This window comes from Nitrincola tibetensis (genome assembly GCF_003284585.1).
Taxonomy (GTDB): Bacteria; Pseudomonadota; Gammaproteobacteria; order Pseudomonadales; family Balneatricaceae; genus Nitrincola; species Nitrincola tibetensis.
The window spans coordinates 16,766-30,165 of sequence record NZ_QKRX01000014.1; the positions used below are offsets into that span (position 1 = coordinate 16,766).

Annotated in this window: 11 protein-coding genes; 8 read left to right on the forward strand and 3 right to left on the reverse strand. The window is 47.9% G+C overall.

What is annotated here, in order from left to right; translation table 11 throughout:
- The first annotated feature begins 63 nt into the window (after positions 1-63).
- Together DN062_RS15380 and DN062_RS15385 are read left to right on the forward strand one after the other, a co-directional pair.
- Positions 64-1,194, forward strand: a complete 1,131-nt coding sequence (locus tag DN062_RS15380) for an aminomethyl transferase family protein (RefSeq protein ID WP_112160191.1) — start codon at positions 64-66, stop codon at positions 1,192-1,194.
- An 81-nt stretch (positions 1,195-1,275) separates the two neighbouring features.
- Entirely contained in the window at positions 1,276-1,602 is a 327-nt protein-coding gene (locus tag DN062_RS15385; protein ID WP_112160192.1) for a DMT family transporter, read from the forward strand.
- A 27-nt stretch (positions 1,603-1,629) separates the two neighbouring features.
- Here the strand turns inward: DN062_RS15385 and DN062_RS15390 are convergent, their stop codons facing one another.
- The 3 genes from DN062_RS15390 to DN062_RS15400 all read right to left on the reverse strand — a co-directional run bounded on the left by DN062_RS15390 (position 1,630) and on the right by DN062_RS15400 (position 7,340).
- Positions 1,630-3,447: a methyl-accepting chemotaxis protein gene (locus tag DN062_RS15390; RefSeq protein ID WP_162301312.1), complete on the reverse strand. Its 1,818-nt coding sequence runs from the start codon at positions 3,445-3,447 to the stop codon at positions 1,630-1,632.
- A gap of 127 nt (positions 3,448-3,574) precedes the next feature.
- Positions 3,575-5,899, reverse strand: coding sequence for a trimethylamine N-oxide demethylase (locus DN062_RS15395; protein WP_112160194.1), 2,325 nt, complete (start codon positions 5,897-5,899; stop codon positions 3,575-3,577).
- Between the two features lie 73 nt (positions 5,900-5,972).
- Positions 5,973-7,340 (reverse strand): NAD(P)-binding domain-containing protein, encoded by a 1,368-nt coding sequence (locus DN062_RS15400; RefSeq protein WP_112160195.1) that lies wholly within the window; start codon positions 7,338-7,340, stop codon positions 5,973-5,975.
- A gap of 368 nt (positions 7,341-7,708) precedes the next feature.
- Here DN062_RS15400 and DN062_RS15405 point away from each other — a divergent pair, with 368 nt between their 5' ends.
- From DN062_RS15405 to DN062_RS15430, 6 genes are all read left to right on the forward strand, one after another.
- On the forward strand, positions 7,709-8,824 hold the full coding sequence (locus DN062_RS15405; RefSeq protein WP_162301313.1) for an ATP-binding protein: 1,116 nt from the start codon (positions 7,709-7,711) through the stop codon (positions 8,822-8,824).
- Positions 8,821-9,501 (forward strand): response regulator, encoded by a 681-nt coding sequence (locus tag DN062_RS15410; protein WP_112160197.1) that lies wholly within the window; start codon positions 8,821-8,823, stop codon positions 9,499-9,501. Before DN062_RS15405 ends, DN062_RS15410 begins: the two co-directional genes overlap by 4 nt.
- Positions 9,498-10,298: a PAS domain-containing protein gene (locus tag DN062_RS15415; protein WP_162301314.1), complete on the forward strand. Its 801-nt coding sequence runs from the start codon at positions 9,498-9,500 to the stop codon at positions 10,296-10,298. The genes DN062_RS15410 and DN062_RS15415 overlap by 4 nt, the downstream gene beginning before the upstream one ends.
- A 141-nt stretch (positions 10,299-10,439) precedes the next feature.
- Entirely contained in the window at positions 10,440-11,306 is an 867-nt protein-coding gene (gene purU, locus DN062_RS15420; protein WP_112160199.1) for a formyltetrahydrofolate deformylase, read from the forward strand.
- Positions 11,303-12,217, forward strand: coding sequence for a bifunctional methylenetetrahydrofolate dehydrogenase/methenyltetrahydrofolate cyclohydrolase FolD (gene folD, locus DN062_RS15425; protein WP_112160200.1), 915 nt, complete (start codon positions 11,303-11,305; stop codon positions 12,215-12,217). The genes purU and folD overlap by 4 nt, the downstream gene beginning before the upstream one ends.
- Before the next feature lie 167 nt (positions 12,218-12,384).
- Positions 12,385-13,314, forward strand: coding sequence for an exopolyphosphatase (locus tag DN062_RS15430; RefSeq protein ID WP_112160201.1), 930 nt, complete (start codon positions 12,385-12,387; stop codon positions 13,312-13,314).
- Positions 13,315-13,400 lie beyond the last annotated feature (86 nt).

Genomic DNA, 13,400 nt, shown 5'->3' on the forward strand with positions numbered 1-13,400 from the left:
TTTTTTGAAATGGTTTGCTTACAAACGACTGACTTATAAACGAACAGTATTGAGGTTTAAACGATGGCAAATTCTTGGCGAATTTCGGCATTAGCCGATCGACATAGAGCGTTGGGTTCTAAATTGGAAGATTGGAATGGCATGGGCACCGCCTGGACCTATGATACGGACTTGGCGGATGCGCATGAAGCGATTCGCACACGCGCCGGTTTGATGGATGTATCGGGACTGAAAAAAGTACATTATGTGGGCCCTCACGCAGAATCCCTGTTGGAGTATGCAACGAGCCGCGATATTTCGAAGGTGTACCCAGGAAAGTCGGTCTACGCGACCTTTTTAAACGAAGCGGGTAAATTTGTTGACGACTGTGTGATTTACAGGACGGGCCCAAATGCGTTTATGGTGGTTCATGGTGCGGGCATTGGCCATGAGATGTTGGTTCGTTCCGCACAAGGACGACAAGTGGCGGTGTTGTTTGATGATGACCTCCATGATTTATCCTTACAAGGACCTTTAGCTGTCGAGTTGTTGGCAGAGTATGTTCCAGGAATACGTAACTTACCGTATTTCCATCATATGCAAACGCGTCTATTTGATTGCCCTGTGATGATTTCTCGCACCGGCTACACGGGCGAGCGCGGTTATGAGATTTTTTGTAAAGCAACCGATGCACCGCTGATTTGGGATACCTTGCTTGAAAAAGGCGCTGAATATGGCGTCCTTCCCTGTGCTTTTACGGCACTGGATTGGTTGCGGGTCGAAAGCTATTTGTTGTTCTACCCCTACGACAACTCAGAAAAATATCCATTTGTTGATCAACCCGCTGGCGATACGCTCTGGGAGCTGGGCCTTGATTTTACGGTTTCTCCCACGAAGGGCGAGTTTCGGGGAGGCTCAGAGCACAGACGCTTGCAAGGTAAAGAGCGTTTTAAAATCTTTGGTGTGTTACTGGATGCCAAGGTTGCCGCAGCCGAAGGTGATGCACTTTGGGCCGATGGTCGGCAAGTGGGGATTATTACCTGTGCCATGTATTCGCGTTTAACCGATCAGTCGATGGCGATTGCACGTCTGCATGTGCCTTATGCCGAGCAGGGTGTCCCTTTGGAGGTTCGAGGGAGTTTAAATGTGAATGCCATCGCACATACGTTACCCTTTGATGATCCAGAAAAAACGAAGCGAACGGCAAAAGGCTGAGCCGTTGCTGATTGACTCTTAACCCCTTATATAAGGGGTTCATTCGTTTGGAACAGCGCAAGATAATCAATAGGAGGTCAAATGACCGGATGGTGGTTTCTAATGTTGGCAGGCATCAGTGAGATTTGCTATGCGGCTGCAATTCCGAAAACAGAAGGCTTTACACGCCTTTGGCCTTCACTTTATTGCATTTTCTTTATCTGTCTGAGTATGTACTTATTGGCCTTGTCGGTTCGGACGGTTCCAATAGGGACGGCCTATGCGGTCTGGGTCGGGATAGGGGCCATTGGTACGGCGATTTACGGTATGGCTGTGCTGGGAGAGGCTGCAACCTTTGCTAAGATGTTTTGCTTGCTGATGATTACTATGGGCATCGTCGGGTTGAAATTCTTTTCCCCGGTTCATTGAATAAAACCTGTTTACCTCGAAAGACCTTTAGCCTGCGGGCTCAAGGTCTTTTAATTGGTTAACTCCCTTGTCGAATGACCAATTAGGATCGTTAAAGCTTTGTCCTAGCCAAGTGTTTAGTAACACTTGATACTCTTTGCTTTGACGATAATCATGAATAAAACCATTGATTCGTTTGAGCAAACCATAGCTGCTTGGATGATTGGCAACGGCCGCACAATAGAACCAGAGTCCTGAACTAATATTGCCGGGAATGACTTCAATTTTTCCACGCCATGGGCTGGTTTCCCCTTTACAGGCCCAGTAATAGATGGGGAGGTCAACGGCAAAGGCATCGACTACGCCTTGGGCTAGGCAGTCATGAATGAGGCCTTGATCGTTATAGGCCAATAGGTTTGAAAGCTCAACACGCCCGCCAGGTTTGCTGCGATTGGCTTGCCAGCGCAAGCCTTGTTCTTCCAGAACCGAAATGGCGGCTGGGTCATTAATACACCCTAAAACCTTTCCCTTTAAATCTTGCAGAGACTTAATCCGATCATCACCGGAGCGTTTGGCCAACACATAGGGTAAGAATACATAAGGATCTGAAAAGGCGACACTGTCATAGCCGGGCATTGGTGGTAGTGCGCTCCAGACAAGATCAACTTCAGCATCTCGTCGATTCGGACCGGCTTCCAATAACTCCAGACAACGATCCCACGGGTATTCAACAAACACACACTTGACCCCCAAGGATTTAGCAAAGGCTTGGGCTAAATCTGCATCCAACCCTTTTAAGGGTTGGCCGGGAGCATCTCTAAACGACACACCTATAAATTGAGGTTCAATGGCGATGCGTATTTCACGTTTTTTGAGAATGGACTCTAATCGATCAAACTTGGGATCTGCTTGGATTTTTTCTTCATTGAGTAAGCGTTGGGAAAGCGCCTGTTGTTCCGATAACTGCGTTTTTGAATAAACGGATTGCATGTCTTTAAGCAGGCCTTGGCTCCATTGAATTCGGTTGCGTAAGTGCTTATCGGCCGCCACTCCAATACTGAGCCCGCTGTCAATGATGCGGTTATTGGCTTCGATTTCGCCAATGTAATTGCTCATGGCATCAAACAATTGGTGTAGAGTGGTTAAGGATTGTGCAACACCTTGGCTGAGTTCATTCAGACGTGATTCCGAACTTGCAAGCAGTCGGTTAAGTTGATCTCTCAGTTGGCTCAAATCCATTTCAGCATAGGCTTGCCGGGCATTCTCTTGAGTACGAAGCGCAAGGTTTCGGATTTCGTGAGCGACAACGGCGAAGCCTTTGCCCGACTCTCCAGCATGAGCCGCTTCGATAGCCGCATTCAGGGACAGGAGTTGAACCGTTCGACCGATGCTGTCGATGTCATCAATTACTGAGCGCGACGCTTCAGTTCGTTCTTGTATGGCCACCATGAGCTCGGAAAGCTCATTGGTAAAAAAATGGTGAGTCTGGTCAAGCTCTTGCTTCATTTCAATGCGGATATTGTCTGCACTCTTGCTGCTATCCAATAAAAAACCGCGTGTATGGGATAAAAAGGTCAGTTGCTCTTGGGTTCGTGATGCAATTTCAGAAAAGGTATTTTCAATTTGAGCGAGAGCCTTTTGTGCATGCGACTGCAAACCCGACAGTCGTTTAAGGAGATCTGGTGCAGGATTTGCAGCCAATGCCGTATTTGAGTGCGCTTGAGACTGGGTTAAACGGTCATAAAGATAGGCCGGCATTTGTCCATTTTCGAGTTGCAGAGCCTTCTCAATATCACCTGCTAATAGGGCTGTTTTCCATTCGTCAGCGTCGCTTGAACGTGAGTTTCGAAACGTAAATAAAGGCATATTGACCCTCCAGCAATCTGAATGCACAGATTTATGCAGGTTATATGCCATATCACTAAAATAAAAGCAGGAGGCTCAGCTGACGTCCTTGTCTATTGAGTGTTCGCAGATGCACACGTATCTGTGGCTAGCTGCGCACACGTGTTTTGTCGGGATCATAAAAAATGGGTGCACAAACTTCGACATCTAAGCGTTTTTGGTGCCCATCAAGCTTGCCTAACTGTAAAGGCGTGCCGAGTGTGCAGTATCGAACATCAAGGCGGCAGAGTGCGATATTTTGGCCTGTAATTGGGGAACGGGTCGCGCTAGTAACGGCCCCCACCTGTGCTCGCCCTTGATAGACGGGGTCTCCATGATGAGCCGGTTCGTTGCCTTGGATACGCAAGCCCATGAGTTTGTGTTGAGGGTGAGCTTTGCGCTCAAGTAAGGCATCTCGGCCAATAAATTCATCTTGCTTTGATTTTAAGGGGACGCAAAAACCAATGCCTGCTGTAAAGGGGTCGGTTTGATCACAAAACTCATAACCTGCGAATACAAGTCCGGCCTCAATGCGCAGCATGTCCAACGCCTCCAAGCCCAATGGCACAAGCCCTAGGTGTTTTCCTTTTTCCCAAAGTTGAGTCCACAGGACTGAGGCATCATCTGGATGACACCAAATTTCATACCCCAACTCTCCTGTATAACCAGTTCGGGTGATCATGAGGGGGCAGCCGTTGTAGTCATTTAAGCGTCCTATCGTCAGTCTAAACCAGCCCAGCTCTGCCACCGACGGTTGTGTCGCGGGGGTCCAAATCAGTTGCGTTAAGAGTTCTCGGCTCAATGGACCCTGTACGGCAAGGTTATGAATTTGATCCGTCGCCGATTTAATCCAAACTTTCATGTTGAGTTTAGCGGCTTGCTCCCTTAGCCAGATGCCGGCATAGTCCTCACCGCAAATCCAACGAAAATTATCAGGGCCCAAACGCAAGAGGGTGCCATCATCCAGCATGCCCCCATGTTCATAGCACATGGCCGAATACACCACCTGACCCACGGCAAGTTTACGAATATCTCGGGTTAAACAGTAGTTGAGCAAGGCTTCTGCATCTGGTCCCAAGATATCAAACTTGCGTAAAGCGGACAGATCCATCACGGCGACTCGCTCTCGGCAGCCGTAGTATTCTTGCAGGCTCCCGTAGCCGTTAAAGTGGGTTGGCAGCCACCAGCCCCTGTATTCAGTAAAGTGTTGTGTCAGGGCAGACAGGTGAGGGTAAAAACCACTCTTGCGAGTGAGGACGGGTTCTGAGTTAGGTAGCGTGCGTGTGGTCATAGCGGGACTAAAATGCTCCTGTGCAGAATAAAGACGAATGTGAATGTCCGTTGGCAGCCAGCCATTGGCAGGGTCTATGTCATCGGGACAGGAGGTGCTGACACAGAGCAGGTCTTTGAGCGCGCGCAGCAGCACGTAATCACCCGGTCTGGACCATGGCTCATCCAACGTCATTTGTTGATGTTCATTAATCTGGGTGTTGAAGAAAAAGTTAATGGCTGGCCAGCCCGGTTTAGAGGCAACGCCAAAGGGTTGAAGTGCATGGCTGATGTTGTCGCTGCAATTATCGTGGCCCATGTAGCCCATGCTCTCGTAATAGCGCGCAGTGCAGGCTAGGGCAAACGAGTCGTGGCGTCCTACTGTGTCTTGAATCACTTCCAGCATGGGTTGCATTTGTTGATCAAAAAATTTACTGAAAAGTCCAGGCCCCGGGTAGGCGTGACTGTTGAGTGTTCGAGTCACAGTAGGGTCTAGTTCTATGTATTGCCCCTGATTGAGGGCGTTGAAATCAAAGGCAACGAAGTCAGAGCATTGACGCCCAGCCACATCGATGACTTGTATATACTCTCCCGCTTTGACTGTGTAGGCCTTTGCGGTTCCAGGGTGCAGCGTAAACTCATTCACCACCTTGCCTAAAGGAGCTGGCAAGATTGGGCGCTCGTTTGCATCTGACCGAATCAGCGTGAGGGCCAGTTCGCTGGAACGTACCTGCGAGTCAACTGGGGTTTTGCAGTAAGGGATGCTCAGCACAATCCACACTTTGCAGGGTGCCGTTAAACTCATCTGGTGACCTGCTGGTAGCTCTTCAGCCCAGAGGTTAGCAGAGCAGGGCGGTGGATTGGATAATTGGATCAGTGTTTTTAAGGCATCTGGGCATTCTGTGTGTGTTGAAAGGGCTTGACCTAAGGTATTTTCTTGAGCTTTTTGCAAGAGCCCTAGGCTATCCAGCGCACATTGGCCTTGTTCATTCAACGCTAGGATGTCGGCTTGTTGGTTGCCTTCAACATTAACAATCAACAGCTGATCACTGGCCTCCAGTAATAGAATGCGAAGTTTGCCTGGTAAAAGACTGTCGGTGTGTACCCGAGACGATCTTGCGAAGAGAGCGGGCTCATGAGGTTGGGTGGCAAGAGGGTTTTTCATATTGAAATCCTGATTTCAATGACGCTGCTTTGTCGGATGGATTATCCCTCGACAAAGTCAGCATTGACCTATGTTAGCTTGCCGACTTTAAGGGGACTGAGTCGGTTTTTAGGTAGGCTTCCAGTGAATCATCGAGTGCCTCAAGCCAAGGTGTGTGATGGGCTGTGGCCTGGGTACCCGTCATGAGGGATCGGTAGGTTTTATTTCGATAGCCCATGATGTCTTCGTATTTGTCTTTCTTCCACTGCAGAAAGGTTTTGTTGACAGCCGAGATGTCGAAGCTGGGATAGTCGGTGGCATCAATTAAGGCTTGAATATAGCTGCCTTGGAACTCAAACATTTCTTGTGCGGTTTCTAAGGTTTCCTCTTTGGCTCGCCAGGCTAAATTATCGGCGATCATCTCCTCTTTGCTGGGTAGGGCGATACGCCCTAAGATGACATCCCGCGCATACCATGCTTGGGCGTCAAACATATTGAAGGAGTACCATTGATCCTGCATGCCCAAATAGAGAAACTGCGGGTTGTCTTCCCAAAAAATACCCTTGTAGAGTTTTAATGGCCAAAGCCGGTTGTTGGTTTTTAAGCTAAGCTCATCTCCTAAAAATGGAAAATGGTGCTTATAACCGGTGCAGAGAATAATGGCATCAATCGTTTTATGGCTGCCATCGCTAAACCAGACTTGATCTCTTTCAACAAGATCAATAAGCGGTTTTTCTTCCCAGTTATCCGGCCATTTATAGCCCATGGGGGCGCTGCGATAACAGCTGGTGATTGAGCGTGCACCGTATTTGTAACACTGAGACCCTATGTCTTCAGCTGAATAGCTGCTGCCAACCACTAGGATATCTTTATCTTTGAACTCAAGCGCATCTCTAAAGTCATGGGCATGAAGAATACGACCACCAAAGGCTTCAAACCCTTTAAAGTAGGGGACATTTGGCGTTGAAAAATGGCCGCAGGCGTTGACTATATAGTCAAAGGTTTCTGAGTAAACACGATCCTCAGTATGGTCGTGAGCGGTGAGTGTAAAGGTCTTGGATGCGTCATCATACGTGACCTGTCTGACGACGGTATTGAAGCGTATATAGTCTCGGACACCGGCTTTTTCGACACGGCCTTTGATATAGTCCCACAAAACTTCACGCGGGGGATAAGAGCCAATTGGCCCGCCAAAATGCTCATCAAAGGTATAATCGGCAAACTCTAGGCACTCTTTAGGGCCGTTTGACCATAAATAGCGGTACATGCTGCCATGAACGGGTTCGCCATTCTCATCAATTCCCGTTCTCCAAGTATAGTTCCACATACCGCCCCAATCCGTCTGCTTTTCAAAACAGACTAACTCCGGAATGTCTGCCCCCTGGCTGGCAGCAGATTGAAAGGCTCGCAGTTGTGCAAGACCGCAAGGGCCAGCGCCTATAATCGCGACACGTCTACTCATGTTGCTCTCCAATCGTTTTAACTTAGATGATTTCAAACATAAGCTCGATCCTAACTCGGTCTTGGGTCGCTGAAACTCTCCTGTTGTGGCTATCCCCTTTGAGATATAGCCCTACAAAATGGCCCTGTGGCACTATCTCAAGGCATCGAAGACACGCTTGCTCTGTTTAAGTGCGGCAAGGTTGGCATCTAAGATGGAAGAATATGAGCTAGGGTGACATAGATGATTTTTTACTGTAAAGAAACTAAGTTTCTTAAGGGTTTGGGTTAAACTCGCTAAAACTCAGCTGAGATCGGCCCCTAAGGGCATAGAAATTGCTACTTCCTATGACTGTTTAAGCAAGAGTCGAGGTTAGGATGCCATTTCAGATGAGCGCAAAGTGGAACTTCATCAAGTCTGCTTGGGGGCGAGGTCAGAGTGAGGATAAGCCACAACATCCCTGGCTCGTTGATTTGCCGCTTGGTCTTTTACGGCATGTCAATTTAGACGAAGCGCTCACGGTTTGGTTGGAAGGGCTGGAAGGGCAGCTGAAGTCTTCAGGGGCAACCTTGATGTTGCAAACGGATAAAAGGCTAACCAAGGTCGGAAGAGAAGGACTTTGCCATCCTCATGCGAATTGTCCTTGGCTGTCATCTCTAGATGATTGGCCCGATGTGGGTGAGTTAAATACCTGCATGCCCTGCATACGCATGGGAAAGCATCGGCTGGCCTGTGGTGTGCGAGATGGGCACGGTGGGCAAGGTGTATTGGTGATGGAGTTTTTGTATTCGCCACGAACTGCGCAAAAGCGGCAATTACGAGAAGTAGGCAAGGTCTTAAGTGAGACACTGAGTTTAGTTCTGGATGAGCGCCAGCGTCGTGAGGTGGCACTGATGGAAGAGCGGGCTCTTTTATCGCGAGAGCTGCATGACTCTGTGGCGCAAGAGTTAAGTTACTTGCAAATACGCATGAGTCGCTTGGCGAGTGTGATCGAAAACCCAGAGCAAGCCAGTGAGGCGAGCCATATGCTTAAGGATCTTCGGCACAATGTACAACGAGCACATCGGCAAGTCCGTGAGTTAATTTCCTTATCTAGGTTAACCTTAGAAGGTCGAAGTTTGCATATGGCATTAGAGGCGGCGGTTGATGAGTTTTCTCGGCAAAGTCGCTGCGTGTTTGAGTTAGACAACCGCTTGCCCGTGGGGTGTATGCGGGCAGAAACCGAATTGCAAGTGATGCACATCCTGCGCGAAGCCTTGGTTAATGTGGTCCGGCATTCACATGCCCAACATGTCTTGATTACGCTCAAGATGCTTAAAGATCAGCGATTTGAGGTCTGTGTGGAGGACGATGGTGTGGGCTTATCCGAAGACGCTGAAAAGCAAGAAGGTCATTTTGGTTTAAGAATGATGAGAGAAAGAGCAAACACGATACCCGCGCAACTCACTATCGAGTCTAAGGCCACACGCGGTACACGCGTTAAGCTAATCTGGAGAGCGTTATGAGCCGACCCCTGAGCCTCTTATTGATTGATGATCATGCCTTGCTGCGCCAAGGATTGGCAGAATTGTTGAATGCGGTCGAAGGCTTTGTTGTCCTAGGGACAGCTGCCTCAGCAGAAGAGGGCTTGCAGATGGCAGAGACCTTGATGCCTGATATTGTCTTACTCGATTTGCATATGCCCGGTATGGGAGGCATGCAGGCACTCAAACGCTTCAAAGCCTCTTTGTCTGATGCTCTAATCATCGTGTTAACGGCATCTGATGCCCAAGCAGACTTGTTGATGGCGTTGAGCGTGGGAGCCGATGGTTACTTATTAAAGCACACAGAGCCAGAAGCGCTAGTCCAACAATTACTGACTTGCTCGAAGCAGCGCCTGCTGTTGGACCCTAAGATGCAATTGCTCGATTCGGGTCGCGCATCTTTAAGCCATTTGACGGGAAAGTGCGTCGATGAGGTGGAGTTAACCGAGCGCGAGTGTCAAACCTTGAGGTTGATCGCCGAGGGCATGAGCAATAAGTTGATTGCACGTGCCTTAGGAATCAGTGATGGCACGGTCAAAATTCACGTTAAGCATTTATTGAGTAAATTGAACCTGCATTCTCGTCTTGAGTTAGCGGCTTGGGCGCATCGATGTGGTTTTTTGGAAAGGGGCGTTTCGTCAGAGAGGCAAGCGGGATGAAAAAGCTGATGGCGCACTTGGACCAAGGGTACGAGAAAATGACGAGTCTGTTCGGAAGATTTAACGCACAGCTGAATCAGGATCTTGAGTATCTGCCCTTGGCCTTAGCCAAGTTGGATTTAGACGGGGCGATACAAGAGCTGAATAAAGGATGGGAGGAGCTAACGGGCTATCCTTATCGAAATGGCATCTATCGATCACATGCGGGCTTTTTTCATCCTGAAGATCGTCCTCGCTGGCAGGAAGCCTTGTCGCAATTACGTTCAGAGCCTAAAGGCAGTTGGCGACAACTGCAGTTACGCTGCTTAATGCCATCGGGTGAACGCAGGTGGCTTGAAGTAAAACTGAGACGAAACCCGCAAGGTTTTATGGTGTCACTGGATGATGCAACGCATCAGGTCCATCAACAGCAACAATTGGCGGCACGTCATCGCAGCTTACGTAATTTAGTGGATGGGTTGCCGATGATGATTTATCGCTGTCGCAATAATCGTCATTGGACCATGGAGTATGTGAGTGAAGGAGCTGTTCGTTTGACTGGCTATCTTCCAGAGCAGTTGGTCGACAGCCAAGACGTCACATTTGATTCGCTTATTTTTCCTGACGATCAAGAGGCCGTCTGGTCTGCAGTTCAAATTGGATTAAATCAACGCCTTCCTTTTCAAGTGGATTATCGATTGATTTGTGCGAATGGACAGTTAAAAGTCGTTCACGAGCGCGGCAGTGGAATCTATGCAAACAATGGAGAAGTGTTAGGGATTGAAGGAATGATTATGGAAGTGCAGCAATCTATATAATATTCTCATAAGGATAATATATTTCCTATCAGTATTGACTAGGAGGTTGCTATCACCTATAAAATGAAATGAAGAATATTTTATTCCTGATGATAATTTTAGATTTTAAATGCAGCTATTGCTTAACATTGAGGGCTCACCATGCAACATGATCACAATCACTACATTCTTAAGATTAGTTGTCCAGCCACTTCCGGTATTGTCGCAGCTGTTGCCTCTTTTTTGTCGGAAAATAACGGCTACATCAGCGAAATGTCACAATTTGATGATGAATTCAGTGGCACCTTTTTTATGCGTGCGGTGTTTCGTTTTAATCAAGGCTTTGAAGGGAATATTGCTATCATCGAGCAGGGCTTTGTCGATGTCGCCAAAAAGTTTGATATGAGTTGGGCGCTGCACAGCAGTGATCAACCCATGAGGGTGCTGCTAATGGTCAGTAAGTTTGACCATTGCTTGGCTGATTTATTGTATAGATACCATAAGGGCGAAATGGACATGACGATTACCGCCATCGTCTCGAATCATTTGGATTTGCGCCCAATGGCGGAGAGAGAAGGCATTCGCTTTATCTACCTGCCTGTTACAAAAGAAAACAAGCTCCAACAAGAAGACGAGCTAATGAAAATTATTGAAGAAAGCCGGACGGATTTGGTGGTGCTCGCAAGGTACATGCAAATCTTGTCTGATAATCTGTGTAAAAAATTGTCGGGTCGAGCCATCAATATCCATCATTCGTTTTTACCTGGTTTTAAAGGCGCAAAACCCTATCATCAAGCCTTTGATAGAGGTGTTAAACTGATTGGCGCGACGGCACACTATGTTACCTCCGACCTAGATGAGGGTCCAATCATTGAACAAGAGGTTCAACGAGTCGATCATGGCTACAAACCTGAAGATTTAGTTAATATTGGTCGCGATACCGAAACGGTTGCTCTATCAAAAGCGGTAAAATATCACTTACAGCATCGCGTATTCCTTAATCAAGATAAAACGGTGATTTTCCGGTGAACAGTCAAACGCAAGCAATCCTCGCTACTGATAAACGAATTGATGGAAAAGCCATATCCGCACAAGTATTGTCAGAGGTGGCAGAGCAAGTGGGTCAGCTGCAAGCGCAGGGAGTTCATCCTTGCTTAGCCGTGGTGCTCGTCGGGGATGACCCCGCGAGCCAAGTCTATGTTAAAAACAAACTTCTGCGTGCTGCCGAAGTTGGCATTCTGTCTGTCGAGCATTATCTTCCGGCACAAACGTCGGCAGAGACGTTGCTGTCTTTGATTGAAACCCTCAATGAGGATGCTAAGGTGCATGGCATTCTTGTGCAACTGCCGCTTCCTCAGGGAATCGATGAAATTCAGGTGCTGGAAGCAATTAAGCCTATTAAAGACGTGGATGGGTTTCACAGCTCCAATGTTGGCGGCTTGAGTCAAGGACGATCCGTGTTACAGCCCTGTACGCCATCGGGTTGCATGCGCTTGTTGAATCAAGTCAGAGCGGACTTATCGGGAATGCATGCGGTTGTCGTTGGGCGCTCCAACATCGTTGGTAAGCCCATGGCTGCTTTGTTACTTCAAGCCAATTGTACAGTGACGCTTGTGCATTCCAAATCCCGTGATATTAAGTCTTTGTGCCAAATGGCCGATATTTTAGTTGCGGCGGTGGGGCGTCCAGAAATGATTAAACAAGACTGGCTTAAGCCCGGTGCCATTGTCATTGATGTCGGTATTAATCGTGTCGAAAAAGAGGGTCGCTCGCGCCTGGTTGGGGATGTCGATTACGCGGATGTGTTGGATAAAGTCGAGGCTATTACGCCAGTTCCAGGGGGGGTGGGGCCGATGACCATTGCGATGCTCATGTCGAACACACTGGCGGCAGCGCAAAAACAACACAAGCTCTTATCGATTAGTGCCATTGACGGATAGAGCGAATCTCCTTAAAGAAGCTGTGTTTTAATCACTTTAAGGAGTTGTTAGTTGGCACTATTTGGCATAAGGTTAATAGCAATCAAGACGGCGTAAACACGGCATACTGTGGCGTGTTTGCGTCTAGTATTTTGACTGAACTCAACCTTGCCCTCAGGACGTTTCCAATGTCAGAAAAATTCCGCCTTGTAACCCGTAGTGATTTCGATGGACTGGTCTGTGCTGCTCTGCTTAAACATCTAGATCTGATTGACGATATTCTGTTTGTCCACCCAAAAGATATGCAGGACGGTAAAGTTGAAATTACGGGCAATGACATCACCACCAACTTACCCTATGTCCCTGGCTGTTATTTGGCCTTTGATCACCACTTAAGTGAGACCTTGCGCAATAAAGATCGAGCTGAACAGCACATTATTGATCCGGATGCCCCGTCTGCAGCGCGCGTGGTTTGGAAACACTACGGCGGACATGATGCATTTCCTGTTCATTGGGACGAAATGATGGAAGCTGTGGACAAGGGAGATGCCGCTCAGTTTAACGAAGAAGAAGTGTTAAATCCGCAAGACTGGGTATTGTTGAATTTTATTATGGATGCGCGCACAGGGTTGGGGCGTTTTAGAGAGTTTCGAATCTCAAACTATCAGCTAATGATGCACTTGATAGACTACTGCCGTAACCATACGATCACTGAGATTTTAGCTTTACCGGATGTGAAAGAAAGAACCGATCTTTACTTTGATCATGCCGAAAAAGCCAGAGAACAACTGACACGTTGCTGCACTATTTACCAGAACTTAGTCGTCGTGGATCTTCGTGATGAAGAGACAATTTATGCGACGAATCGCTTTACACTTTACGCCATGTATCCTGACACCAACATTTCAATCCACGTAATGTGGGGGTTGAAGCAACAAAACACGGTGTTTGCCGTGGGCAAATCCATTCTAAACCGCAGCTCTAAGACCAATGTGGGTGAACTCTGTCTTGCCTATGGCGGTGGTGGACACCTCAATGCCGGGACTTGCCAGGTTGGCAACGACGAAGCTCAAGCGAAGCTTCAGGAAATTATTGTCAAAATTAATGCCGATGGCTGATGTTTGAGAAGCAGCGAACCTGGATTTAGAGGTTCGCTGGTTTACTTTGATCCTTTGTGTTGCCTGTTGCGGATGCTCCTCATAAA